The organism is Bradyrhizobium valentinum (genome assembly GCF_001440405.1).
GTDB lineage: Bacteria > Pseudomonadota > Alphaproteobacteria > Rhizobiales > Xanthobacteraceae > Bradyrhizobium > Bradyrhizobium valentinum.
Window position 1 is genome coordinate 17588 of record NZ_LLXX01000203.1, and the last position, 24405, is coordinate 41992.

The window sequence follows — 24405 nt, forward strand, 5'->3', positions numbered from 1 at the left end:
AGAGGGTGGATCGAATGAGCGCAGCTCATTTGAGACGGGTGAGGGGTCTGCTTCCGCGGATAGAGACCCCTCATCCGCCTTCGCTTCGCGAAGGCACCTTCTCCCACAAGGGGAGAAGGGAGAAGTGCGCGACCCTCACCAGTCACGCCGGCGGATTGACCACCGCTTCTTCGCGCCCGAGCTTCTGTTCTCGCAGGAAGATATAAATGCCCGCGCCGATGATGATGGCTGCACCGATGATGGTCGAGATCGACGGCACGTCACCCCACACGACGAAGCCGAAGATCACCGCCCACACGATCATCGAATATTGATACGGGACCACGACGCTGGCCGGCGCCAGTTTCAGCGAGCGGTTGATGCATACCAGCGCGGCGACAGAAACGATGCCGGCGGCGGCGAACAGACCCAGACTGCCGAGTGAAGGCGTCACCCAGCCAATGGGCGACATCAACGCGCCGAGCAGGAAGGTGCCGCCGAATTGCGTCGTGGTCAGCACGATATCCGGCGTCGCCCGCAACGAGCGCGTGATCAGCATCAGGAGCGCAAACGACAGGCTGCCGCCGAGCGCAATCATCGCAGGCCAGCTTACGGTTTGCGACGACGGACGAAGCGCAATCAGCACGCCGCAGAATCCGATCAGGATCGCGGTCCAGCGCCGCCAGCCGACATGTTCGCCAAGCACGATTCCCGACAGCGCGGTGACGAAAATCGGCGAGGCCAGATAGTAGGTGATGACGTCGGCGAGCGGCAGATAGACGGTGGCAAGGAAGAAGGCGGCGACTTCCAGCGTCGAGAGCGTCACGCGGAGCAATTGCAGCCACGGTCGTTCGAAGTGGGTGAATTCGGCGCGCTGCTTCCAGATTATCGGCAGCAGCACCAGTAACGCGGCGCAGGCGCGCAGCCACAACAACTGCCCGACCGAATAGGTCGCGACCATGAATTTTCCGAGCGCATCGCCGAACGAGAACATGAAGATCGACAGCAGCATCAAGCCGATGCCGGCCAGCCGCGCGGAACGCTCGTCATAGGTGGAGATCTTGGCGAAGAGGCTCATTGGGAGATTGGCGACCGCCTATTGTTCTTGCGCGGCTGTTTTAAAGACGTGGTTGCCCGGGACTTCTAGCGCGAAGACGCGCTTCGCGCTATCGCCCGGGCACGACGAATTGAAGCAATTGTCGCAGCCATATCGTGAGATACCGCTACGCCGTGGACTAACGGCAAGACATCGCAGGGGAAATCAGGCATGACCGACTTCGATCCCGCCGCGCACCGCATGGTGCCGCAACAACGCTGGTTCGAGGATTTCGTCCTCGGCGAATGCTTCGTGATCCCGAGCAGAAGCCAGACCTCGGCGGTATTCGCCGCGTTCCAGACGGCGAGTGGCGACACCCATCCGATCCATTACGACGTCGAATATTGCCGCCGCCGCGGCATGCCGGACCTGCTCGCGCACGGTTTCCAGACGCTCGTTCACACCGCGCCGGGCGCCGGCCTGTTTCCCTACGTCGTCGAGGAATCGCTGGTCGGATTCCTCGAACAATCGAGCCGGTTCCTGAAGCCTGTCTATGCCGGCGACACGCTCTATCCCGCGCTGGAAGTGACCGAGCTCACGCCCGGCCGCACCACCGGCGTCGTGACGCTGCGCTCGACCGTGTTCAACCAGCGCAAGGAGCTCGTGCTCGAGGGAACGCAGAAATTTTTGATTCGCCGGCGGCCGGCCTGAGCCCGAAAAGCCCCGAAAATTAAGGCTTTTTGCTAATGTCGCGGGCCTTGAGGGTTGCCGCACGGGCCCCCCTGCCCTAACTACAGACTGGTTCTGATTGAATCAGAACCAGTCTGTAAAGTCTTTGTTTTGACGCGTTTTCTTGACGCGAACCGGTGTCCACTTCGCTCGAAAACGCTATAGTACAGATCATGAAATTCCTTGACGAGGCAAAGGTCTATATCCGCTCCGGCGACGGCGGTAACGGCTGCGTGGCGTTCCGCCGCGAGAAGTTCATCGAGTTCGGTGGCCCCTCCGGCGGCAATGGCGGCCGTGGCGGCGACGTTATCGTCGAGGTGGTCGACGGGCTGAACACGCTGATCGACTATCGCTACCAGCAGCACTTCAAGGCGCAGAAGGGCACCAATGGCATGGGCAAGGACCGCCATGGCGCCAACGGCAAACCGACCGTTCTCAAGGTACCGGTCGGCACGCAGATTTTCGACGAGGATCGCGAAACGCTGATCCACGACTTCACCGAGCTCGGTGAGAAATTCGTGCTGGCCGAAGGCGGCAATGGCGGCTTCGGCAACGCGCATTTCAAATCCTCGACCAACCGCGCGCCGCGCAACGCCAACCCCGGCCAGGAAGGCGAGGAACGCTGGATCTGGCTGCGGCTGAAACTGATCGCCGATGCCGGACTTGTCGGCCTGCCCAATGCCGGCAAGTCGACCTTCCTCTCGGTCGTCAGCGCAGCCAAGCCGAAAATCGCCGACTATCCCTTCACCACGCTGCATCCGCAGCTCGGCGTCGTGAACGCGCAGGGCCGCGAATTCGTGCTTGCCGACATTCCCGGACTGATCGAGGGCGCGCATGAAGGCGCCGGCCTCGGCGACCGCTTTCTCGGCCATGTCGAGCGCTGCCGCGTGCTGCTGCACCTGATAGATGCCACCTGCGAACATGCCGGCAAGGCCTACAAGACGGTGCGGACCGAACTCGAAGCTTATGAAGGACATCTTGCCGAGAAGATCGAGATCGTCGCGCTGAACAAGATCGATGCGGTGGCGCCGGATGAATTGAGGAAGCAGAAGGACCGGCTGAAGCGCGCAGCGAAGAAAACGCCGCTTTTGCTCTCCGCCGCCACCGGCGAAGGCGTGCCCGAAGCACTCAAGGCGCTGGTCGAGGTGATCGGCGAGGCCCCGGTTTCGCTCAAGGCCAAGGGCAGCCAGGACCCGTGGACGCCAGCGACACCGCCGCAGGGCTGACGCAAACTTAGCCTTCCCCGCGGCCGCGCCACTTCCAAATCACGGAGCTGGCGCGTATTGCTTCCGATCACCCGCATCGTTCGACCGCATCATGAAACGCCCCGCGCTCAAAAACTTCCGCCGCATCGTCGTCAAGGTCGGCTCTTCGCTGCTGATCGACTCCAATGCGGGCGAGGTGCGCTCCGCCTGGCTGGCGGCGCTGGCGGCCGATATCGCGAAACTGCACGGCGAGGGCCGCGATGTCCTGGTGGTCTCATCGGGCTCGATCGCGCTCGGGCGCAGCCGGCTGAAATTGCCGCGCGGCCCGCTGAAGCTCGAGGAAAGCCAAGGCGCCGCTGCCGTGGGGCAGATCGCGCTGGCGCGGATCTGGTCGGAGGTGCTTGGGGCGCACGGCATCGGCGCTGGACAGATCCTGGTGACGCTGCAGGACACCGAGGAGCGCCGCCGCTATCTCAACGCCCGCTCGACCATCGCCAAATTGTTGGAATGGCGCGCGGTGCCCGTGATCAACGAGAACGACACGGTCGCCACCAACGAAATTCGTTATGGCGACAATGACCGCCTCGCCGCGCGCGTCGCCACCATGGCGAGCGCCGATCTGCTGATCCTGTTGTCCGATATCGACGGGCTCTATGACGCGCCGCCTGGCGCCAATCCCAATGCAAAGCTGATTCCGATCGTCGAGTCCGTGACGTCGGAGATCGAGGGCATGGCGGGCGAGGCTGAATCCGAATTGTCGCGCGGCGGCATGTTCACCAAGATCGAGGCGGCGAAGATCGCGACAACGTCGGGCACGCACATGCTGATCGCGTCGGGCAAGATCGAGCATCCGCTGCAGGCGATCGCCGATGGCGGACGCTGCACCTGGTTCCTCACGCCGGCCAATCCCGTCACCGCGCGAAAGCGCTGGATCGCAGGTTCGCTGGAGCCGAAGGGCACACTGACCATCGATGCCGGCGCGGTCGCGGCGCTCCGCGCGGGCAAGAGCCTGCTGCCGGCCGGGGTGATCCGGATCGACGGCCAGTTCGCCCGCGGCGACGCCGTGGTGGTGCGCGGCCCCGATACCCACGAGATCGGCCGCGGCCTCGTCGCCTACGACGCCGAGGACGCCGAAAAGATCAAGGGCCGCTCGTCGCCGGACGTGATGGCGATCCTCGGCATCTCAGGCCGGGCGGAAATGATCCATCGAGATGATCTGGTGGTGGGCCCGAGCGGGGCAATTCCGGCCAAATAGGCCAGTGGCCGAGCCGCCTGTTTCCGATATCGCCAGCCAGCCATGCCGGTTCCGGACCTCGCAAGAGCGGGATTTTCGTGCTAGGCCATGGCCTTAACTCAAGACCCGAGACCTGTGATGACCGCGCCGCTCAAGGCAATCGACGGCACCGCCGATTTGCCCGTTTTGATGACCGACCTCGCTGCCCAGGCGCGCTCCGCCGCGCGGATGCTGGCGCTCGCCTCGCCCGAGCAGAAGGACCGGGCGCTGCAGGCCATCGAGTGGGCGATCCGCGCCAACGCGGCAAAGATCCTTGCGGCCAATGCCGAGGACGTCGCGGAAGTACGCGCCGGCGGCGCGACCTCAGCCTTCATCGACCGCCTGACCCTGACGCCGGCCCGGATCGAATCCATGGCGGACGGCGTCGCCACGGTGCGCACCATTCCCGATCCCGTCGGGTCAATCACCGAAAGCTGGCAGCGGCCGAACGGCATGACCATCGAGCGCGTGCGCGTGCCGCTCGGCGTCATCGGCGTGATCTTCGAGAGCCGTCCCAACGTCGCCGCCGACGCCGGCGTGCTTTGCCTGAAGTCGGGCAATGCCGTCATTCTGCGCGGCGGTTCCGATAGTTTCCGTTCCTGTCGCGCCATCCATGAAGCGCTGGTGCAAGGCTTGCACGATGCCGGCCTGCCCGAGGCGGCGATCACGCTGGTGCCGACACGCGACCGCGCGGCCGTAGGCCTCATGCTCTCAGGGCTCGGCGGCGGCATCGACGTGATCGTGCCGCGCGGCGGCAAGAGCCTGGTTGCGCGCGTCGAGGCGGAAGCGCGCGTGCCGGTGTTTGCGCATCTCGAAGGCGTCAACCACGTCTATGTCGACGCCAGCGCCAAGCTCGACATGGCCAAGTCGATCGTGCTGAACGCCAAGATGCGCCGCACCGGCGTCTGCGGCGCCGCGGAGACCCTGCTGGTCGATCGCAAAGGCGCGGCGACGAATTTGAAGCCGCTGGTCGAGATGCTGATCGAATCCGGCTGCGAGGTCCGCGGCGATGACGCCGTGCAGAAGATCGACACGCGGGTAAAGCCAGCGACCGACGAGGATTGGGACACCGAGTATCTCGACGCCATCATCGCCGCGCGCGTTGTCGACGGCGTCGACGATGCGATCGCGCATATCCAGAACCACGGCTCGCGCCACACCGATGCGATCGTTGCGGAGGACGCGAGGGCAGCCGAGAAATTCCTCAGCGAGGTGGATTCGGCGATCGTGCTGCACAATGCATCGACGCAGTTCGCCGACGGCGGCGAGTTCGGCTTCGGCGCGGAAATCGGGATTGCCACCGGCAAATTCCACGCCCGCGGCCCGGTCGGCGCCGAGCAACTGACGAGCTTCAAATATCGCGTTCGCGGCAGCGGGCAGACGCGGCCGTGAACACAGCCCCGCGCACGCGGTGACCCAATTGATGCAATTGCAATCCGCGGCGCAAGCCATCCCCTTCCATGCCAACGGCATGCGCATAGGCCTGCTCGGCGGCTCGTTCAATCCGCCGCACGCGGCGCATCGCGCCATCAGCCTGTTTGCGCTGAAGCGGCTGAAGCTCGATCGCGTCTGGTGGCTGCTGACGCCGGGCAATCCGCTGAAGGATGCCGGCCGGCTGCATGGCCTTTCCGAGCGCGCGCACGCCGCGCTTGAGGTCGCCGACGATCCGCGCATCGATATCAGTTGTCTCGAAGCTGTCATCGGTGTCCGCTATACGGTCGATACGATCATTCATCTGCGCCGCCGCGTTTCCGGCGTGCGCCTCGTCTGGATCATGGGCGCCGACAATCTCGCGCAGTTCCATCGCTGGAAGGACTGGCGGCGCATCGCTTCCGAGGTGCCGATCGCCGTGATCGACCGTCCGCCGCAGAGTTTCCGGGCGCTGGCTGCCCCGGCCGCCCAGGCGCTGGCGCGCTACCGCGTGCCCGAGAATCAGGCGGCCCGGCTGGCCGATCAGCAGGCGCCCGCCTGGGTTTTCCTCACCGGCATGAAGCTGAACCTGTCGTCGACGGGCCTTCGGAACTCCGACGGGAGCTGGAAGGCAAAGCAGTGACAATTTGGCTCGAACAAGCACGTGGGGTTCACTGGAATATTGAAACCATTAACCCCACATGCCTAATATGGTCCGCGACGCCGGGATTCGGCGTTCGCGATACAGTGAAAGGAATGGTCCCTGGCCACATCTGTATTGTCCAAGTCTGTTTTACCCAAGGTTCCCAGCAAGTCTGCCAAGAACACGCGTAAAACATCGACACAAGCTGCGGCCTTGAAGGCGCAACCCGACGCCGACAAGACGCTGAGTATGATCCTCTCCCGCCTCGACGATATGAAGGCGGAAGAAACGATCACCATCGACCTTCGCGGCAAATCTGCATTTTCCGACTACATGATCGTCACGTCAGGCCGGGCCAACCGGCACGTCGGCGCGATCGCGGAAAACGTCACGAAAGCCCTGAAGGAAAACGGCATCAAGAACATCCATGTCGAGGGCTTGCCCAATTGCGACTGGGTGCTGATCGATTCCGGCGATGTGGTCGTGCACGTGTTCAGACCCGAGGTGCGCGAATTCTACAATCTCGAAAGGTTGTGGGCGCAAAACCCGGCGGCGGCAGCGATCTGAACCCTCGGCCGATGCGAATCGGCTGAGGCGCATGGAATCTGCCAACGCGCGCTCAAAAGCGCGCGTGCCGGAAAGTGCACGCCAGAAACAGCATTCATGCGCCTTGTCGTGGTCTCAATCGGCCGGCTGAAGCAGGGCCCGGAACAGGAACTGGCCGAACGCTATCGCGAGCGTTTCGAGGACATCGGCCGCAAGCTCGGCTTTCGCGGCCTGACGATCCATGAAATTCCGGAAAGCCGCGCACGCGACATGGCGACCCGGATCGCGGAGGAAGCCGCGGCGATTGCTGCGGCGGTACCGGAGAAATCCGTGCTGGTGGCGCTTGATGAGCACGGCAAGAGCATTGACAGCCCGACCTTCGCCCGGCATCTCGGCCAGTGGCGGGATGAGGGGATGGCCAATACTATTTTCGCGATCGGCGGCGCGGACGGACTTTCGCCTGATTTGCAGCGCAAGGCTAAAATGCGCATTGCATTCGGCTCGGCGACCTGGCCGCATCAAATGGTGCGTATCATGCTTCTTGAACAGATTTACCGGGCCGCGACCATTCTGGCCGGCCACCCCTACCATCGTGCGTAGGCACGGTGACGTGAATACACAAAACGCTGAATAGGCCGGATGCACTCAACGCGGGACATTCATTCGTACCCTGGCACCGCCGATTGCGGCGCGCGGCCGGCGTCAGCCGTTTTGCCCCTTGTATTGCTTTCCGCAAGCTTGGCTGCGGCATCGCTTTCGCCGGCGGCAGCGCAAACCGCGGCGCCCGCGCAGCAAGCGACCGCCGTTTCCCCCGACGCCATCAAGCAGCGCGAGCAGGAACTGGAGGCCGCGCGCGAGCAGCAGCGGAAGGCGGCCGAACTGCAGCAAAAACTGAAGGCCGACATCGCGGCGATCGGACAGGACCGCTCCAAGCTCAACCAGCAACTGATCGACATCGCCACGCAGGTGCGCGGCGTCGAGACCCGCATCGGCGAAACCGAAGGGCGCCTGCGCCCGCTCGACAGCCGCGAGCAGCAGATCCGCGCTACGCTCGATTCACGCCGCTCCGAAATCGTCGAGGTGCTGGCGGCCCTGCAGCGCGCCGGGCGGCGCACGCCGCCGGCGCTGCTGGTCCGGCCCGAGGACGCGCTGCAATCGCTGCGCACTGCCATGCTGCTCGGATCGGTCGTTCCAGAACTGCGTGGACGCGCGGAGAAACTCGCCGCCGATCTCGGCGAGTTGGTGAACGTGCGCAAGACCATCGCCGCCGAGCGCGACGTGCTGGCGCGGGACCGCGACCGGCTGAACGACGATCAGGTCAGGCTGGCCGCGCTGGTGGAAGAGCGGCAGCGCAAGCAGAGCGCGATCGAAAAGGACATGGAGGCCGAAGGCGCGCGCGCCATCAATCTGTCGAGGCAGGTCGATGGCCTGCAGGGCCTGATCGCGAAAATGGAGCAGGACCTGAAGAGCGCCGCCAAGGCGGCCGCCACCGCCAGCCTGCAGGGCGCCCCGGCTGCTCCGGGCGGCAAGCCCAATTTCGGGGCACTGAAGGATCCCGCCCGATTGAGCCCGGCGATCGCATTCGCCTCCGCCAAGGGGCTGTTCGCCTTTCCGGTCAATGGCCGCAAGATTCGCGATTTTGGCGGTTCCGACGGCGCGGGCGGCGTGGAAAAAGGCATTTCTTTGGCAACCCGGGCCGGAGCCCAGGTCACAACACCGTGTGACGGCTGGGTTGTTTACGCCGGACCCTTCCGCAGCTACGGACAACTCTTGATCCTCAATGCCGGGGGCGGGTATCATGTCCTGATCGCCGGGATGGAGCGCATTTCGGTAAACATCGGCCAGTTTGTACTTACGGGGGAGCCGGTCGCGACCATGGGGACAACGTCCCAGGTTGCATCCATTCTCGCGACGACCGCGAGCCAGCCGGTGCTCTATGTCGAGTTCCGTAAGGACGGCACTCCAATCGACTCAGGCCCATGGTGGGCCGCAAGTGAAGGCGAAAAGGTTCGCGGATGATGCGCAAGACTTCTGTAATTCTTCTCAGCGCCGCCACCGGTGCGGCTTTGACGCTCTTCGTGACGCAGCCCCATTCGGTACTGATGGGGTCGAGTGCGCGTGCCGCGGCTTCCGACACCTACCGCCAGCTCAATCTGTTCGGCGACGTGTTCGAGCGCGTGCGCAGCGACTATGTCGAGAAGCCCGACGACTCCAAGCTGGTCGAGTCTGCGATCTCGGGCATGCTGGCCGGCCTCGACCCGCATTCCAGCTATATGGACGCGAAGAGCTTCCGCGACATGCAGGTGCAGACCCGCGGTGAATTCGGCGGGCTCGGCATCGAGGTCACGATGGAAGACGGCCTGATCAAGGTCGTCTCGCCGATCGACGACACGCCGGCGTCGAAGGCCGGCATCATGGCCAACGACATCATCACCAATCTCGACGACGAAGCCGTGCAGGGTCTCACCCTCAATCAGGCGGTCGAGAAGATGCGCGGGCCGGTCAACACCAAGATCCGCCTCAAGATCATCCGCAAGGGCCAGGACAATCCGATCGAAGTCACGCTGGTGCGCGACAACATCCGCGTCCGCTCGGTGCGCGCGCGCGTCGAACAGGACGACATCGCCTATATCCGCATCACCACCTTCAACGAGCAGACCACCGAGGGCCTCAAGCGCGAGATCAGCAACCTCTCCAACCAGATCGGCGACAAGCTGAAAGGCTTCATCATCGACATGCGCAATAATCCCGGCGGCTTGCTGGAGGAAGCGGTCACCGTCTCCGACTCCTTCCTCGAGCGCGGTGAGATCGTCTCCACCCGCGGCCGCAACGCCGAGGAAACCCAGCGCCGCGCCGCCCATACTGGCGACGTGACCAAGGGCAAGCCTGTCATCGTGCTGATCAACGGTGGCTCGGCTTCGGCGTCCGAGATCGTCGCCGGCGCACTGCAGGACCATAAGCGCGCCACGCTGGTCGGCACGCGCTCGTTCGGCAAGGGCTCGGTTCAGACCATCATCCCGCTCGGCAGCGGCAATGGCGCGCTGCGGCTCACCACCGCGCGCTACTACACCCCGTCGGGCAAGTCGATCCAGGCCAAGGGCATCGTGCCCGACATCGAGGTGCTGCAGGATGTGCCGGACGAGTTGAAGGCACGCACCGACACCAAGGGCGAAGCCTCGCTGCGCGGCCACCTGAAGACAAACGACGGCGACGAGAAGACCGGCTCGCAATCCTATGTGCCGCCGGATGCCAAGGACGACAAGGCGCTAAAGACCGCGGCCGACCTTCTGCACGGCATCAAGTCGACCGCGACCGCCGCACCGGCCCCCGGCGACAAGGCCGCGATCGACAAGCCGGCCAAGGCGGCGAACTGATCTAAGCCCGTAAATTTCCGTGAAAGGGCGGCCCGCGGGCCGCCCTTTTTCGTTGCGGCTCCAAGGTCTCCCCGGCGCCGGGAAGGCGGCTTTTGCATGCGGTGCAGGCGCTCGACCCCGGCCATCGTGGTATCGTCGGCGTGGTTGATTCGGGGAGGTCTATGACAGAAACGGCCGACGAACTGAGCACGCCGCTTGGACAGAAAACGGAGCGCCAGAAGCGCCGGTTTCGGCTGCCGTTCACCGCGATGCAGGCGCTGGTCGTGCTGTTTGGCCTGTTCCTGGTCGCCTTCCTGTCGGTCGCCCTGTTTACCGATAATCCGCTGGGCGGCGAGCCGGTCGCCCGCGTAGCGCTGCGCAAGCCGGCGGCGGACGAAAAGCAGCCCGCGGCGGCTTCCGGCCACACCGAGCAGGCTGCGAAATCAGCATCCCAGGCCCCAACCGGCGACAACAAGACCGTCACCATCATCGACGGTTCGAGCGGAAAGCGCCAGGACGTCGTGATCGGCGGCGATGCCGCCGACAAGGCGGGTGCGGAGCCGGCGGCGGCGATGACCGGCATCGATCCGCGCCTTTTGGAAAAGTCGCGCTACGGCATGATCCCGGTGGTTGCCGATGGTCTAAAACCTTTCGCGGTCTATGCGGCCGACGCCGACCGCACCAAGGCCGCAAAAATGCCTGTCATCGCCATCGTCGTCGGTGGCCTCGGCGTCGGGGCCGCCAAGACGGCCGATGCCATCATGAAACTGCCGCCGGCCGTGACCCTGGCGTTCACGCCTTACGGGGCAGACCCCACCAAACTTGCCGAGCGGGCCCGCGCGCAGCGCCACGAGATCCTGCTGCAGGTTCCGATGGAGCCGTTCGACTATCCCGACAACGATCCCGGCCCGCAGACCCTGCTCACGACGCTGACGCCCGAACAGAACATCGACCGGCTGTACTGGCACCTCAGCCGGTTTCAGGGCTATGCCGGGATCACCAATTTCATGGGTGCGCGTTTCACGGCGACCGACACTGTCATGCAGCCGATCATCCGCGAGGCGGCCAAGCGCGGCCTCGGCTATCTCGATGACGGCTCCTCGCCGCGCAGCGCTGCGCCATCCCTGACGGCGGCTCAATCAATGCCCTTCGCCAAGGCCGATTTCATCATCGATGCGGTGCCGACCTCGGCGGAGATCGACCGGACGCTGGTCAAGCTGGAGACGCTCGCCAAGGAGCGCGGGACGGCCGTGGGGGTTGCCTCGGCGCTACCGATTTCGATCGAGCGGGTGGCCGCCTGGATCAAGACACTCGACAGCCGCGGCATCATGCTTGTGCCATTGACAACCGCGATGCTGAAATCAAAATCAGGCTAGAGATCAAGCTGATGGCGGCGATCCGGGCTTTCCGGACTGCGCCGGCCCGACCGATTGCGGGTCGACTTGATGCACGCAAAGGAGCCCTGACGAAAATGGCGCGCTACGAGGACCTGCCTTACCGAACCTGCGTCGGCATGATGCTGATCAACGCAGCCGGACTGGTCTTCATTGGCCGCCGTGCCGGCGGCATCGAACATGTCGATGAAACCCATGTCTGGCAGATGCCGCAGGGCGGGGTCGATCCCGGCGAGGATACCTGGGAGGCTGCCAAGCGCGAGCTTTACGAGGAAACCAGCGTCCGCTCGGTGGAGAAGCTCGGCGAAGTCCCGGATTGGCTGATCTACGACATCCCGCGGACGGTGGCCGGCCGCGCCTGGAAAGGCCGCTATCGCGGGCAGCGGCAGAAATGGTACGCGGTGCGCTTTACCGGCAAGGACGCCGAAATCAATGTCGCAAGCCCCGGCGGCGGACACAAAGCCGAATTCGTAAACTGGCGCTGGGAGCCGATGAAAAATCTTCCGAACCTGATCGTTCCGTTCAAGCGGCCGGTCTATGAGCGCGTGGTCAAGGAATTCTCCAGCCTCGCGGGCGGTTAGCCATTTTCGTTCTGACGCGTTTTTCGTGACGCGAACCGGCATTCATCAAACGCCATGTCCAGCAATCCCTACCGTCCCAATGTAGGCATAGCGCTGTTCAACGCCTCCGGCGAGGTGCTGATCGGGCGGCGCTTTCGCGACGACGGACCGGAGATCATTCTTCCCGGGTTAGAATGGCAGATGCCACAAGGCGGCATCGACGCCGACGAAAACCCGCGCGATGCCGTGATGCGTGAACTCTGGGAGGAGACCGGGGCGGTCAGCGCCGAATATCTCGGCGAGACCGATTGGATAAAATATGACTTTCCGCCCTATGACGGACCGCCCACGCATCGCTTCGCGCAATTCCGCGGCCAGCGCCAGAAATGGTTCGCGCTGCGGTTCACCGGCAGCGACGACGAGATCGACCCGCTGACGCCGCGCAACGGCCAGCCCGCCGAATTTGATTCCTGGCGTTGGGAACGGCTCGACCGCGTCGCCGACCTCGTGGTGCCGTTCCGGCGCGAGGTGTACCGGATGGCGGCGCGGGCATTTGCGGAGTTCGCCCGGTAGATCGCCGCCGTCGCGGCACGAGGCACTTGACTGCGCTTTGTCGCTCAATATTTTTCGGCCCGGCCGAGCTTGCAGAAGGCGCCCGATGCCGTCGGTGGTTTGGCGTCAGCGAACCTTTTTGTATCGACCTCAGACTAACGGGCTCAGCTTTGAATAACCAGCCCCGTACGGTGTCTTGCCTCGCATGATGGAAGTGACTGTAGCCAAGCGCCGCCGGAGTTGGGAGTGGCGGGTGCACGACCATAATGGCACGCTGATCATGCACGGGCGCGAACGTACCCGCCCGGCAGCTCGCTACCAGGGCTATCGGACCCTCTTCATGATGCTGGCCGTCGGTCGCAGGCCGATCGAACCGCGGGCGTCCAATGTTCGCCCGGAGCCGGAAACCGGCCGCATAGTCGCGGCCGACCTGACGCACCTTCGGCGCCCGGCCCGCCCGTTAACACCGGATTGAGCCTGCCCGTAGCCACGAACGGCGCGCATCGAATAATTTTGAATGCGGCCCCTTGAAACTTTTTGACGTTTTCCTAATTCGATTTCTGCCGCCGACAGCGGTGCCGGATGCCAGATCGGGTCCGGCGAGTTTGAGTGGGCGCCGGACGGTGTCCGACGCTCCTTCGTATCCATCTTGCTCTTAGGAGGACTTGGCTATGAGGACCTTTGACTTCTCGCCCCTGTGGCGCTCCACGATCGGTTTCGATCATCTGGCTGAGTTGCTGGACAGCAGCTTGCGACAATCCGCCGACGACAATTATCCGCCCTACAATGTCGAACGTTGCGGCGAAGACGCCTACCGGATTTCGCTGGCGGTTGCCGGTTTCGGCATGGACGACATTGCCGTCACCGCCGAACGCGACACGCTGATCATCGAGGGCAACAAGCCCGACGCCGAACAACACGAGTACCTGTACCACGGTATCGCGGCGCGGCCGTTCCGGCGGGTGTTCAACCTCGCCGACTATGTGCAGGTCAAGCAGGCCTCGTTCAAGGACGGGCTGCTGATCGTCGATCTGGTTCGCGAAGTGCCCGACTCGATGAAGCCGCGGCGTATTCCGATTGGGACCGCCGATGCTTCCCGCCAGATCGAACAGAAGGCGGCCTGAGCCACTTCGGCAAGAAAGGCTTGGCGTGCGGATTACCGACCGCGCACGGGCCATGAACTATCGACATGCAGAAATCTCTATGAGGAGGACATTATGGCTTTTCGCGATTTGATCCCATGGTCGAGAAATCAGGAGCTTGCGCCGCCGCGCGACAGCTTCGACCCCTTCTTCACCCTGCACCGGGAGATGAATCGGCTGTTCGACGATGTCTTCCGCGGATTCGGGGCGCCCGCACGCTTCGGCAGTCCGCTGATGGAAGGTCGCTTCGGATGGCCGAGCATCGAGCTCAAGGAAAACGACAAGCAGCTGACCATATCGGCTGAGCTGCCCGGGCTGACCGAAAAAGATGTTCAGGTCGAGATCGCCAACGGCGTTCTGACCCTGCGCGGCGAGAAGAAGTCCGAGCGAACCGATAATGGTGGCCGATACTTCACCGAGCGCTATTACGGTTCGTTCGAGCGGCAGATCCCGCTCGACGGCGTCGAGGAAGACAAGGCCGAAGCCAAATTCCACGACGGCGTCTTGACGATTACGCTGCCGAAATCCGAACAGGCTCGTTCGGCCGTCAAGCGCATCGAGATCAGCAAGCAATGACACCAGGGCGGCGGCGCCCAACGCCGCCGCCCAATCCCACCGACGTTTCGCTGGAAAGGAGAGTAAGGAAACCGTTCGATGAACAAGGCCGATCTCAACGCATCTGAATTCGCGCTATTTCATCCCGCCGCACATTACGATTCCCCTGCCGAAGTGCTTGATGACCTGCAGCTTTCCGACTCTGAGAAGCGCATCATCCTGTCGTCCCGGGCCTCAGATATGTTTGCGGTCGAATCCTGTCCCGGCCTGCGAGACATTCCGGGCATGGACCACACCATCCGGCTCGCCGACATTCTTTCAGCGTTGCGCCAACTCGACGGCAACGACGATCATCCGCCGCGCGCCGAAATCGACGCACGATGGCGGCGGCCGCGTTGGGCAGCCGCATGGCCGCAAGGCGATTTGTAAAGCGAGAAATCCCAGGAGACGAGAAAGCACGTGAACCGCTACATCGCGATGGCGTTGGCGGGCCTGCTCAGCGCCGTGATCCTTTCAACGCCGGCCTCGGGACAAATTCCAAACCTGCGCACCGGCGGCAGCATGCCGACGCTGGCGCCGCTGGTTCGTGAGGTCACGCCGGCCGTGGTCAACATCGCCGTCCACGGCAAGATCCGTCAGGACAACCCGCTCTATCGCGATCCGCTCTTTCGCGAGTTTTTTGACGTCCCGAAACAGCTCGAGAAGGAAATCAACGCGACCGGGTCAGGCGTCATCGTCGACGCGCAGAAGGGCTATGTCCTGACCAACAACCACGTCGTCGATCAGGTCGCCTCCGTTCAGATCAAGACCAAGGACGGCCGGCAATTTTCGGCGAAAGTTATCGGCCGCGACCCCGCCACAGACATTGCGGTGTTGCGGATGCAGTCTCCCACTGGATTGAAGGCGATTACGTTCGGCGACAGCGAAGCGCTCGAAGTCGGCGATTTCGTTCTCGCCATCGGCAACCCCTTCGGTCTCGGTCAGACCGTGACCTCGGGCCTGGTCAGCGCGCTTGGCCGCACCGGGCTTGGCAAGCAGGGCTACGAGGATTTCATCCAGACCGACGCGGCGATCAACCCCGGCAATTCCGGCGGCGCGCTGGTCAACCTCAAGGGAGAACTGATCGGCATTAATTCGGCGATCATTTCGCCCGCTGGCGGCAATGTCGGCATCGGCTTTGCGATACCCGTCAACATGGCACGGCGCGTGATGGAGCAGATCGTCGAGAAGGGCCGCGTCGAGCGCGGCCGGATCGGCATCTCCTTGCGCGAACTAAGTCCCGCCGCTGACGGTGGGCGCAGTGAGGGCGCGCGGATTGCCGAAGTCAGTCCCGGCTCCCCCGCGGAACTGGCCGGGCTGCGCAAGGGCGACATCGTGCTGAAAGCCGATGACCGTCCGATCCATTCTGCCGCGCAACTGCGAAACCGGATCGGCCTCGCGCGGATCGGCGAGCAGGTTCGATTGACCGTCGAGCGTTCGGGCGCGCCTCAAATCGTCACCGTTGCAGTGGGGCCGGCCTCGGAAGCAAACAGCGATCACGGCTCCGCCCAGCGACGATAGCTGGCGGACGACGCGAGAAATGCTGTTCCAAAAAGCTCAGCGCCCGTCACCGGGTGACGAGCGCTGGCGTTATCAGGGCCTTCACTATGCCCCGGAGCGGCACCCCGGGGCTTAGTGCATAGCGGTCGCGCTGAGTTCGTGCTGGATGCTCTTGAAGTGATCGAGCCGCTCGATGGCGTGATCGAGCTCGCCCCCTTCCTTCTCGGCAAGCTTCGCTTCCATCTCGGCGATGGTCTCGGCGAACTGCGCCCGATCGACGTCCTGAATCGAGGTCGCGACGTCGGCGAGCACGGTGAGGCCCCTTTCCGACATTTCGGCAAGACCACCGAGCACGATCACCTTTTCACGGGTGCCGCCGGTGATGATGGTCAGGATGCCCGGACGGACCGCAGCCACGACCGGCGCATGGCCGGAGAGCACGCCGAAATCGCCTTCCAGACCAGGAACGTCAACCTGATCGACCTCGCCGGAGAAGGCGAGCTTTTCGGGAGAGACGAGATCGAAATGAAAGGTAGCCATGGTCTTTCCGTTCTTTCCGCTGTCACCCGCGGGCTTGACCCGCGGGTCCATCAAGAGAAATCTTCTTGGCGATGGATTGCCGGGTCAAGCCCGGCAATGACGAAGTAACTTAGGCCGCTTCAGCAGCCAGCTTCTTGCCCTTTTCGACGGCTTCTTCGATGGTGCCAACCATGTAGAAGGCCGCTTCCGGCAGGTGATCGTACTTGCCTTCGCAGATCGCGCGGAAGCCCTTGATGGTGTCGGCGAGGTCGACGAACTTGCCGGGCGATCCGGTGAAGACTTCAGCGACGTGGAACGGCTGCGACAGGAAGCGCTCGATCTTGCGCGCGCGCGCCACCGCGATCTTGTCCTCTTCGGACAGTTCGTCCATGCCCAGAATGGCGATGATGTCCTGCAGCGACTTGTACTTCTGCAGCACCTGCTGAACCATGCGCGCGGTGTTGTAGTGATCCTCGCCGACGACGAGCGGGGAGAGCATGCGCGAGGTCGAGTCGAGCGGATCCACCGCCGGGTAGATGCCCTTTTCCGAGATCGCGCGGTTCAACACCGTGGTCGCGTCCAGATGGGCGAACGAGGTTGCGGGCGCCGGGTCGGTCAAGTCGTCGGCCGGCACGTAGATCGCCTGCACCGAGGTGATCGAACCCTTATGCGTCGTGGTGATGCGCTCCTGCAGCGCGCCCATGTCGGTGGCGAGCGTCGGCTGATAACCCACCGCCGAAGGAATACGGCCGAGCAGCGCCGACACTTCGGAGCCGGCCTGCGTGAAGCGGAAGATATTGTCGACGAAGAACAGCACGTCCTGGCCCTGGTCGCGGAAGTGTTCGGCGACTGTCAGGCCGGTGAGGCCGACGCGGGCGCGGGCGCCCGGAGGTTCGTTCATCTGGCCGAACACCAGAGCGCATTTGGACTTCACGCTCGGATCGGGATTTTTCGGATCGGCGTTGACCTTGGATTCGATGAATTCGTGATAGAGGTCGTTGCCTTCCCGGGTACGCTCGCCGACGCCGGCGAACACCGAGTAACCACCATGGGCCTTGGCGACGTTGTTGATCAACTCCTGAATCAGCACGGTCTTGCCGACGCCGGCGCCGCCGAACAGGCCGATCTTGCCGCCCTTGGCGTAAGGCGCCAGCAGGTCGACGACCTTGATGCCGGTGACGAGAATTTCAGCTTCGGTGGACTGATCGGTATAGGTCGGCGCTTCCTGATGGATCGCGCGCACGCCTTCCGAAGCCACGGGGCCGGCTTCATCGATCGGCTCGCCGATGACATTGATGATGCGGCCGAGCGTTCCGGCACCGACCGGCACCATGATCGGGTTGCCGGTGTCGGTGACTTCCTGGCCGCGGACCAGACCCTCGGTAGTGTCCATCGCGATGGTACGCACCGTGGATTCGCCGAGATGCTGCGCCACTTCGAGCACCAGACGGTTGCCGCCGTTCTTGGTCTCGATCGCGTTCAGAATGGCGGGCAGATATCCCTCGAACTGCACGTCGACGACGGCGCCGATGACCTGGGTGATGCGTCCGGTCTGGTTGGCGGGTGTGGCCATAAACTCTCTCCTTCGAATTCGTATCTCTAGACAACCGTCAGTTTGATCGGGCCTGGCGCCGTTACATCGCCTCGGCGCCGGAGATGATTTCAATCAGCTCCTTGGTGATCATGGCCTGACGGGTTCGGTTGTAGATCAAAGTCTGCTTGCGGATCATGTCGCCGGCGTTACGGGTGGCGTTGTCCATCGCGCTCATCTGAGCGCCGTAGAACGAGGCGTTGTTTTCCAGCAATGCGCGGAAGATCTGTACTGCGAGATTGCGCGGCAACAGCCGCGTCAGGATCTCGTCTTCTTCCGGCTCGTATTCGTAAGACGTCGCCGGGCCGGCGTTCGCAGCCGGCGCTTCCACCACCAGCGGGATGACCTGCTGGGCGGTCGGGATCTGCGCGATCACGGATTTGAAACGCGAATAAAACAGCGTGCAGACATCGAACTCGCCGGCCTCGAAGCGCGCCAGAACCCTCTTGGCGATGTCTTCGGCATTGACGAAGCCGAGCTGGCGCACCGACCGCAGCTCGATGTTTTCGACGATCTGCTTTTCGAACGTGCGACGGAGCTGCTCGTAACCCTTGCGGCCGACGCAGAAAATCTTGACCTCTTTGCCCTGGTTCATCAGCGACAGCGCGCGTTCGCGGGCGAGGCGCACGATCGCCGAATTGAAGGCGCCGGACAGGCCGCGCTCGCCGGTGCAGACCAGCAAGAGATGCACCTGATCCCTGCCGGTGCCGGCCAGCAGCGCCGGCGCGCCGGGCGAACCCGCCGCGGCGCTGGCGATATTGGAAATTACCGCGTCCATCTTCTCGGCGTAAGGCCGCGCCGCTTCGGCGGCGGTCTGCGCACGGCGCAGCTTTGACGCCGCAACCATCTGCATGGCCTTGGTGATCTTCTGCGTCGCCTTGGTGGAGGCGATGCGGACCCGCATATCTTTCAGTGAAGCCATTCTCAGTTCACCCCAGCGATCAGGCCCTTGATGACCCGACCGCAAGCCACTCTTTCGTCAGGCCCGGCTGTGCCCGGCCACGACGGCAAATCAAGCAAACGTCTTGGAAAAACCCTCGACCACCGTCTTCAGCTTGCCGGCAGTGTCGTCGCTGAGATCGCGGCTTTCGCGGATGCTGTTGAGGATCTCGACGTGCTTGCCGCGCAGCAGCGACAGCAGGCCGTCCTCGTACCCGCGCACCTTGGCGACCGGCAGCGGATCAAGGTAGCCGTTGGTGCCGGCCCAGATCACGCAGACCTGCTCTTCCATCTTCAGCGGCGAGAACTGCGGCTGCTTCAGAAGCTCGGTCAGGCGCGAGCCGCGGTTGAGCAGGCGCTGGGTCGAGGCGTCGAGGTCGGAGCCGAACTGCGCGAACGCCGCCATCTCGCGGTACTGCGCCAGCTCACCCTTGATTTTGCCGGCGACCTTTTTCATCGCCTTGGTCTGCGCCGATGATCCGACGCGCGACACCGACAGACCGACGTTCACCGCGGGGCGGATGCCCTGGAAGAACAGGTCGGTTTCGAGGAAGATCTGGCCGTCGGTAATCGAAATCACGTTGGTCGGGATGTAGGCCGACACGTCGTTGGCCTGAGTTTCGATGACCGGCAGCGCCGTCAGCGAGCCCGAACCGTGCTCGTCGTTCAGCTTCGCCGCGCGCTCGAGCAGGCGGGAATGCAGATAGAACACGTCGCCCGGATAGGCTTCGCGGCCCGGCGGACGGCGCAGCAGCAGCGACATCTGGCGGTAGGCGACGGCTTGCTTGGACAGATCGTCATAGATGATGACGGCGTGCATGCCGTTGTCGCGGAAATATTCGCCCATGGTGCAGCCGGTGAACGGCGCGATGTACTGCATCGGCGCCGGATCGGACGCGGTGGCAGCGACGACAATCGAATATTCCAGCGCGCCCTGCTCTTCGAGCACCTTGACGAACTGGGCGACGGTCGAACGCTTCTGGCCGATCGCGACGTAGACGCAATACAGCTTGATCTTCTCATCGCCGGTCGCGTTGAGCGGCTTCTGGTTCAGGATGGCGTCGAGCGCGATCGCGGTCTTGCCGGTCTGGCGGTCGCCAATGATCAGCTCACGCTGGCCGCGACCGATCGGGATCAGCGCATCGATCGCCTTGAGGCCGGTCGCCATCGGCTCGTTGACCGATTTGCGCGGAATGATGCCGGGCGCCTTGACGTCGATGCGCATGCGCTTGTCGGCCTGGATCGGGCCCTTGCCGTCGATCGGATTGCCGAGCGCGTCGACCACGCGGCCGAGCAGCCCCTTGCCGACCGGCGTGTCCACGATGGCGCGGGTACGCTTGACGGTCTGGCCTTCCTTAATTTCACGGTCGGCGCCGAAGATCACGATACCGACGTTGTCGGTCTCCAGGTTCAGCGCCATGCCACGGGTGCCGTTCTCGAACTCGACCATTTCACCGGCCTGGACGTTGTCCAGACCGTAGACGCGGGCGATACCGTCACCGACGGACAGCACCTGCCCGACTTCGGTGACCTCAGCCTCCTGGCCGAAATTCTTGATCTGGTCCTTGAGGATCGCGGAAATTTCCGCGGCGCGGATGTCCATCAGCCTGCCTCTTTCATCGCGTGCTTGATCGAATTGAGTTTGGTGCGAAGCGAACTATCCACCATGCGGCTGCCGAGCTTGACCACCAGGCCGCCGATAATGGAGGGATCGACTTTCACGTTGAGCGCGACGTCCTTGCCCGTCACCGATTTCAGTGCGGTCTTCAGCGCGTCGAGATTCTTGTCATTGAGCGGTTCGGCGACGGTGACGTCGGCGGTCGCCTCGCCCTTGAACTTCGCCACCAGCGCACGGAAAGCGCGGATCACATCTGCCACGGCGAACAGCCGGCGATTGGCGGTCAGGACTTTGAGGAATTTGGCGGAAGTGCCGGTAATTCCGGCCTTGTCGAGCACGGCATTCAGCGCCTTCGCCTGCGCGTCAGACGAGAAAACCGGGCTGCGGACGAGGCGCTTCAGATCGGCGCTCTCGACCAGCATGGCCTCGAACTTGTCGAGGTCGGCCTTGACGGCGTCGACGGATTTCTCGTCGCGCGCCAACTCGAACAAAGCCGTAGCATAACGGCCGGACACTCCCGAAACGGACGGATCTTCAGCAGCCACAGACTCGCTCTTTTTTAGCTGTCAAACTCGCAAGGGAAAAACCGTCGCCACGGGTAGCGGCGCCTAGCGATCCAAGCCCTTGGAATTCAAGCGGGACTTCGATTTTCGACCGGCACGAGAGGTGCCGGGATCGTTAAAATCGCGGCTTTGCTAACATAGCGAGCGCGCAGGTGCAACATAACCCCGCGCTCGGGCGATGCCTTCTCGCACGTCAATTTTCAGGTCCGGTCGAATGCAGCGTGATGGGGATCAGCGCGCCGGAATTTCGACTCCGGCGGTTGCAGGCGATCTGGAGTGGTCCCGACCAGCTGATTTGTTCCATCCGTATTTGCATGGCCGCTATGACCGCTAGCGTTCGGAACGAATCGGGTGGCTCGCCTCCATTTGATCATTACTTGCACAAATCTTTACTCGATGTGAGATGACTGTATTGTTAAGTAATAATGAGTATTGAATTGATTAAAAATCTATTAACGTGCAAGATTACGGAATATCGTTCAACGGTAACAAGATATGTCAGCGCGATACATTCCGATTTACTGCCCAATTCATGCCTCATTGCCTCATCAAACGGCCCCCTGAAGTTGGGACGGGGGTTCCATTTGTCACGTATGTGGCAAATACTACTGAGGGACTAGTTTAATGTTGCATGCCAATAATGTTGTGCCGGGAACTCCAACCCGGTCGCGCACGGCGCTCGCCTTGATCGCCGCAACTCTTCTGGTCGGTGGCAGCGTCTCCGAGGCTTCCGCCAAATCCAAGCATCACCGCCACCATTCGCACCACGCTCACAAGGCCAAGAGCAGCAATTGGCTGGACGCCAACGCCTCGATCGCCGCTTCGGGCGGGCGCAGCTTCGCGGGAAAGGCGTCCTTTTACGGCAATGAATCCGGCAGCAAGACCGCGTCCGGTCAGCGCTTCAACCAGAACGCCATGACGGCGGCCCACCGCTCGCTGCCGTTCGGCACCAAGCTCCGGGTGACCCATCGCGGCCAGAGCGTCGTCGTCACGATCAATGACCGTGGTCCCTTCATCAAGGGCCGCGTGCTCGACCTGTCCACGGGTGCCGCCCGCGCCATCGGCCTGACCGGTGCCGGCGTCGGCCACGTCACCGCCGAGCTCATGTAAGCGTTGCGTTGCGTAATCGCCTGCGGAACTTTCCGCGGCAACAACGGCCTGCCGTCGCAAATGACGGCAGGCTTTTTTTTGTGTTCGGCGCCGTCATTCCGGGGCGATGCGGAGCATCGAACCCGGAATCTCGAGATTCCGGGTCTGGTCCTTCGGACCATCCCGGAATGACGACCTGAGCTACAAAAAACTCTGCGGATCGACATCGACCTCGAGCTTGAGATTACCCTTGGTCTTCGGCCCGGCAGCAAGCCATTCGCGCAAATATTCCGACAGATCGACGTTACGCAGCGACTTCACCAGCAGGCGGAACCGGTAGCGGCCCTTGATGACCGCGAGTGGCGCCTCGGCGGGGCCGAGCACCTGGATGCGCTCGTCGATCGGCGCTATGGCGGCGAGCCTGCGCGCAAAACCTTCAGCGGTCGGCCGGTCGCCTGCGGAAATGATCAGGCTGGCGAGCCGGCCGAACGGCGGATAGCCGGTGCGCTCGCGCGCCTCGATCTCGCTGGCATAGAACGCTTCGCGATCGCTTGCGACCAGGGCCTTCATCACGGGATGTTCGGGTTGATGGGTCTGCAGATAACCGACGCCGCGGCCCTGATCGCGGCCGGCGCGTCCGATCACCTGGTTGAGCAACTGGAACGTCCGCTCGGCGGCGCGCGGGTCGCCATTACCGAGGCCGAGATCGGCATCGACGACGCCGACCAGATTGAGCCGCGGAAAGTTATGTCCCTTCGCCACCAGTTGCGTGCCGATGATGATGTCGACGCGGCCTTCCGCGATTTCGTTCAGCTCGCTGCGCATGGTCTCGATCGAGGTGATCAGGTCGCTCGACAGCACCATGGTGCGCGCATTCGGAAACAGCGAAGCCGCCTCCTCCTGCAGCCGCTCGACGCCGGGGCCGACCGCGACCAGCGATTCCTCGGCCTGGCAATGCGGGCAGATGTTCGGGCGCGGCATCGAGAAGCCGCAATGGTGACAGACCAGCCGCTGGCGAAATCTGTGATCCACCAGCCAGGCGTCGCAGATCGTGCACGCAAAACGATGGCCGCAAGCCCGGCACAAAGTCAGCGGCGCGTAGCCGCGGCGGTTGAGAAACAGCAGCGCCTGCTCGCGCTTCTCGATCGCGAACTGAATCTGCTCGGCGAGCGGCGGCGAAATGAAGCGACCGCGCGGCGGCGGGGCGCGGCGCAGATCGATCGCCTCGATATGCGGCATGTGCTGGCCGCCGAAGCGCGACGGCAGCGCGACGCGCTGATAGCGACCCTTGCGCGCGTTGACTTCGGTTTCGACCGACGGCGTCGCGGACGCCAGTACGATCGGAATTTTGGCGATATGCGCGCGCACTACCGCCATATCGCGGGCGTGGTAATGCGCGCCGTCATCCTGCTTGTAGGCCTGGTCGTGCTCCTCATCGACGATGATGAGACCCAGATCCGCATAGGGCAGAAACAGCGCCGAGCGCGCGCCGACCACGACCGGCGCCTCGCCCGCCGATATCGCCGCCCAATTGCGCTGCCGCGTGCGCGGCGTCAGTTCGGAATGCCATTCCAAAGGACGCACGCCGAAACGCTGGGCGAACCGATCGAGGAATTGGCCCGTGAGCGCGATCTCCGGCATCAGGATCAGCGTTTGTTTTCCGCGGCGGATGATTTCGGCAATCGCCTCGAAATAGACTTCCGTCTTGCCCGAACCGGTGACGCCGTCGAGCAGCGCGACGTGGAAAGAGCCGTTGGCGGTGAGCGCCCGCATCGCATCGACCGCCGTGCGCTGCTGGCTGGAAAATTCTGGCTGCGCGAAAGCCGGATCGGGCGCCGGCGGCGCGAGCGGCGGCGGCATTGCCTCGACAGCTAGCGTCCCCTCATCGACCAGGCCATCGATCACGCCGGCGCTGACGCCGGCTTCCCGCGCCGCTTCAGACTTGCTGTGCAGCAGGCCGTCCGACAGCACCTCCATCAGCCGCCGCCGCGCCGGCGTCAGACGCCGTGGCGGTTCGCCGACCAGCCGCACGCCGAGGCGCATCCGTTCGGGCCCGAGATTTTCGCCCATCCGCAACGCCATGCGCAGCACCATGCCGCGCGCCGACAGCGTGTAAGTAGCGACCCAATCGACCAGGCTGCGCAGTTCCTGCTTTAGCGGCGGCACGTCG

General features: G+C 63.4%; 24 protein-coding genes. 17 read left to right on the top strand and 7 right to left on the bottom strand.

Going from position 1 to position 24405, the window contains the following annotated elements; all coding sequences use genetic code 11:
• Positions 1-142 precede the first annotated feature (142 nt).
• Positions 143-1057, bottom strand: a complete 915-nt coding sequence (locus CP49_RS35570) for a DMT family transporter (RefSeq protein ID WP_057854770.1) — start codon at positions 1055-1057, stop codon at positions 143-145.
• Between the two features lie 189 nt (positions 1058-1246).
• Here CP49_RS35570 and CP49_RS35575 point away from each other — a divergent pair, with 189 nt between their 5' ends.
• From CP49_RS35575 to CP49_RS35650, 16 genes are all read left to right on the top strand, one after another.
• Positions 1247-1726 carry a MaoC family dehydratase gene (locus CP49_RS35575; protein ID WP_057854771.1) on the top strand — a complete coding sequence of 160 codons (480 nt, stop codon included), beginning with the start codon at positions 1247-1249 and terminating at the stop codon, positions 1724-1726.
• Between the two features lie 191 nt (positions 1727-1917).
• Positions 1918-2970, top strand: coding sequence for a GTPase ObgE (gene obgE / locus CP49_RS35580; RefSeq protein WP_057854772.1), 1053 nt, complete (start codon positions 1918-1920; stop codon positions 2968-2970).
• Between the two features lie 91 nt (positions 2971-3061).
• Positions 3062-4204 carry a glutamate 5-kinase gene (gene proB, locus CP49_RS35585; RefSeq protein WP_057854773.1) on the top strand — a complete coding sequence of 381 codons (1143 nt, stop codon included), beginning with the start codon at positions 3062-3064 and terminating at the stop codon, positions 4202-4204.
• Positions 4205-4321: 117 nt separating this feature from the next.
• Positions 4322-5614 (top strand): glutamate-5-semialdehyde dehydrogenase, encoded by a 1293-nt coding sequence (locus CP49_RS35590; protein WP_057854774.1) that lies wholly within the window; start codon positions 4322-4324, stop codon positions 5612-5614.
• Positions 5615-5645: 31 nt separating this feature from the next.
• Entirely contained in the window at positions 5646-6275 is a 630-nt protein-coding gene (locus tag CP49_RS35595; protein ID WP_057854775.1) for a nicotinate-nucleotide adenylyltransferase, read from the top strand.
• Positions 6276-6488: 213 nt separating this feature from the next.
• The gene (gene rsfS / locus CP49_RS35600) at positions 6489-6842 is read left to right on the top strand and encodes a ribosome silencing factor (protein WP_057854776.1); all 354 of its coding nucleotides are present in this window, start codon (positions 6489-6491) and stop codon (positions 6840-6842) included.
• Between the two features lie 96 nt (positions 6843-6938).
• On the top strand, positions 6939-7421 hold the full coding sequence (gene rlmH, locus CP49_RS35605; RefSeq protein ID WP_057854777.1) for a 23S rRNA (pseudouridine(1915)-N(3))-methyltransferase RlmH: 483 nt from the start codon (positions 6939-6941) through the stop codon (positions 7419-7421).
• A gap of 39 nt (positions 7422-7460) precedes the next feature.
• Positions 7461-8840 carry a murein hydrolase activator EnvC family protein gene (locus CP49_RS35610; RefSeq protein ID WP_057854778.1) on the top strand — a complete coding sequence of 460 codons (1380 nt, stop codon included), beginning with the start codon at positions 7461-7463 and terminating at the stop codon, positions 8838-8840.
• Positions 8837-10195, top strand: coding sequence for a S41 family peptidase (locus CP49_RS35615; protein WP_057854779.1), 1359 nt, complete (start codon positions 8837-8839; stop codon positions 10193-10195). The genes CP49_RS35610 and CP49_RS35615 overlap by 4 nt, the downstream gene beginning before the upstream one ends.
• 161 nt (positions 10196-10356) lie before the next feature.
• Complete coding sequence (locus tag CP49_RS35620) at positions 10357-11550, top strand: divergent polysaccharide deacetylase family protein (protein WP_057854797.1); 1194 nt, start codon at positions 10357-10359, stop codon at positions 11548-11550.
• 95 nt (positions 11551-11645) lie between these two features.
• The gene (locus CP49_RS35625; protein ID WP_057854798.1) at positions 11646-12149 is read left to right on the top strand and encodes an RNA pyrophosphohydrolase; all 504 of its coding nucleotides are present in this window, start codon (positions 11646-11648) and stop codon (positions 12147-12149) included.
• 54 nt (positions 12150-12203) lie between these two features.
• Positions 12204-12701 carry an RNA pyrophosphohydrolase gene (locus tag CP49_RS35630; RefSeq protein WP_057854780.1) on the top strand — a complete coding sequence of 166 codons (498 nt, stop codon included), beginning with the start codon at positions 12204-12206 and terminating at the stop codon, positions 12699-12701.
• Positions 12702-13351: 650 nt separating this feature from the next.
• Positions 13352-13804 carry an Hsp20 family protein gene (locus CP49_RS35635; RefSeq protein ID WP_057854781.1) on the top strand — a complete coding sequence of 151 codons (453 nt, stop codon included), beginning with the start codon at positions 13352-13354 and terminating at the stop codon, positions 13802-13804.
• A 93-nt stretch (positions 13805-13897) separates the two neighbouring features.
• Entirely contained in the window at positions 13898-14398 is a 501-nt protein-coding gene (locus tag CP49_RS35640) for an Hsp20/alpha crystallin family protein (protein WP_082646418.1), read from the top strand.
• Between the two features lie 78 nt (positions 14399-14476).
• Complete coding sequence (locus CP49_RS35645) at positions 14477-14806, top strand: hypothetical protein (RefSeq protein WP_057854782.1); 330 nt, start codon at positions 14477-14479, stop codon at positions 14804-14806.
• A 48-nt stretch (positions 14807-14854) separates the two neighbouring features.
• Complete coding sequence (locus CP49_RS35650) at positions 14855-15937, top strand: trypsin-like peptidase domain-containing protein (protein ID WP_057854800.1); 1083 nt, start codon at positions 14855-14857, stop codon at positions 15935-15937.
• A gap of 111 nt (positions 15938-16048) precedes the next feature.
• Here CP49_RS35650 and CP49_RS35655 read toward each other — a convergent pair whose 3' ends face one another.
• The 5 genes from CP49_RS35655 to CP49_RS35675 form a co-directional block, all read right to left on the bottom strand.
• Complete coding sequence (locus CP49_RS35655) at positions 16049-16456, bottom strand: F0F1 ATP synthase subunit epsilon (RefSeq protein WP_057854801.1); 408 nt, start codon at positions 16454-16456, stop codon at positions 16049-16051.
• A gap of 109 nt (positions 16457-16565) precedes the next feature.
• The gene (gene atpD / locus CP49_RS35660) at positions 16566-18008 is read right to left on the bottom strand and encodes a F0F1 ATP synthase subunit beta (RefSeq protein ID WP_057854783.1); all 1443 of its coding nucleotides are present in this window, start codon (positions 18006-18008) and stop codon (positions 16566-16568) included.
• A gap of 61 nt (positions 18009-18069) precedes the next feature.
• Positions 18070-18948 (bottom strand): F0F1 ATP synthase subunit gamma, encoded by an 879-nt coding sequence (locus tag CP49_RS35665; protein ID WP_057854784.1) that lies wholly within the window; start codon positions 18946-18948, stop codon positions 18070-18072.
• A gap of 90 nt (positions 18949-19038) precedes the next feature.
• On the bottom strand, positions 19039-20568 hold the full coding sequence (gene atpA / locus CP49_RS35670; protein ID WP_057854785.1) for a F0F1 ATP synthase subunit alpha: 1530 nt from the start codon (positions 20566-20568) through the stop codon (positions 19039-19041).
• Positions 20568-21128, bottom strand: coding sequence for a F0F1 ATP synthase subunit delta (locus CP49_RS35675; RefSeq protein WP_057854786.1), 561 nt, complete (start codon positions 21126-21128; stop codon positions 20568-20570). The genes atpA and CP49_RS35675 overlap by 1 nt, the downstream gene beginning before the upstream one ends.
• A gap of 642 nt (positions 21129-21770) precedes the next feature.
• Between CP49_RS35675 and CP49_RS35680 the strand changes: the two genes are divergently transcribed.
• Positions 21771-22256: a septal ring lytic transglycosylase RlpA family protein gene (locus tag CP49_RS35680; protein WP_057854787.1), complete on the top strand. Its 486-nt coding sequence runs from the start codon at positions 21771-21773 to the stop codon at positions 22254-22256.
• Between the two features lie 180 nt (positions 22257-22436).
• On the opposite strand, the gene CP49_RS35685 is transcribed toward CP49_RS35680, so the two are convergent.
• Positions 22437-24405: primosomal protein N' (locus tag CP49_RS35685; protein WP_245311048.1), on the bottom strand; the 1969-nt coding region annotated here is incomplete at its 5' end.

Coding starts and splice junctions, on each gene's coding strand:
- CP49_RS35590 (WP_057854774.1), top strand. CDS start 4,322: ATGACCGCGCCGCTCAAGGCAATCGACGGCACCGCCGATTTGCCCGTT.
- CP49_RS35650 (WP_057854800.1), top strand. CDS start 14,855: ATGGCGTTGGCGGGCCTGCTCAGCGCCGTGATCCTTTCAACGCCGGCC.
- CP49_RS35625 (WP_057854798.1), top strand. CDS start 11,646: ATGGCGCGCTACGAGGACCTGCCTTACCGAACCTGCGTCGGCATGATG.
- CP49_RS35655 (WP_057854801.1), bottom strand. CDS start 16,456: ATGGCTACCTTTCATTTCGATCTCGTCTCTCCCGAAAAGCTCGCCTTC.
- CP49_RS35680 (WP_057854787.1), top strand. CDS start 21,771: ATGTTGCATGCCAATAATGTTGTGCCGGGAACTCCAACCCGGTCGCGC.
- CP49_RS35630 (WP_057854780.1), top strand. CDS start 12,204: ATGTCCAGCAATCCCTACCGTCCCAATGTAGGCATAGCGCTGTTCAAC.
- CP49_RS35595 (WP_057854775.1), top strand. CDS start 5,646: ATGCAATTGCAATCCGCGGCGCAAGCCATCCCCTTCCATGCCAACGGC.
- rlmH (WP_057854777.1), top strand. CDS start 6,939: ATGCGCCTTGTCGTGGTCTCAATCGGCCGGCTGAAGCAGGGCCCGGAA.
- CP49_RS35570 (WP_057854770.1), bottom strand. CDS start 1,057: ATGAGCCTCTTCGCCAAGATCTCCACCTATGACGAGCGTTCCGCGCGG.
- CP49_RS35665 (WP_057854784.1), bottom strand. CDS start 18,948: ATGGCTTCACTGAAAGATATGCGGGTCCGCATCGCCTCCACCAAGGCG.
- CP49_RS35640 (WP_082646418.1), top strand. CDS start 13,898: ATGGCTTTTCGCGATTTGATCCCATGGTCGAGAAATCAGGAGCTTGCG.
- CP49_RS35575 (WP_057854771.1), top strand. CDS start 1,247: ATGACCGACTTCGATCCCGCCGCGCACCGCATGGTGCCGCAACAACGC.
- proB (WP_057854773.1), top strand. CDS start 3,062: ATGAAACGCCCCGCGCTCAAAAACTTCCGCCGCATCGTCGTCAAGGTC.
- CP49_RS35610 (WP_057854778.1), top strand. CDS start 7,461: ATGCACTCAACGCGGGACATTCATTCGTACCCTGGCACCGCCGATTGC.
- CP49_RS35615 (WP_057854779.1), top strand. CDS start 8,837: ATGATGCGCAAGACTTCTGTAATTCTTCTCAGCGCCGCCACCGGTGCG.
- obgE (WP_057854772.1), top strand. CDS start 1,918: ATGAAATTCCTTGACGAGGCAAAGGTCTATATCCGCTCCGGCGACGGC.
- CP49_RS35635 (WP_057854781.1), top strand. CDS start 13,352: ATGAGGACCTTTGACTTCTCGCCCCTGTGGCGCTCCACGATCGGTTTC.
- CP49_RS35620 (WP_057854797.1), top strand. CDS start 10,357: ATGACAGAAACGGCCGACGAACTGAGCACGCCGCTTGGACAGAAAACG.
- atpD (WP_057854783.1), bottom strand. CDS start 18,008: ATGGCCACACCCGCCAACCAGACCGGACGCATCACCCAGGTCATCGGC.
- atpA (WP_057854785.1), bottom strand. CDS start 20,568: ATGGACATCCGCGCCGCGGAAATTTCCGCGATCCTCAAGGACCAGATC.
- CP49_RS35645 (WP_057854782.1), top strand. CDS start 14,477: ATGAACAAGGCCGATCTCAACGCATCTGAATTCGCGCTATTTCATCCC.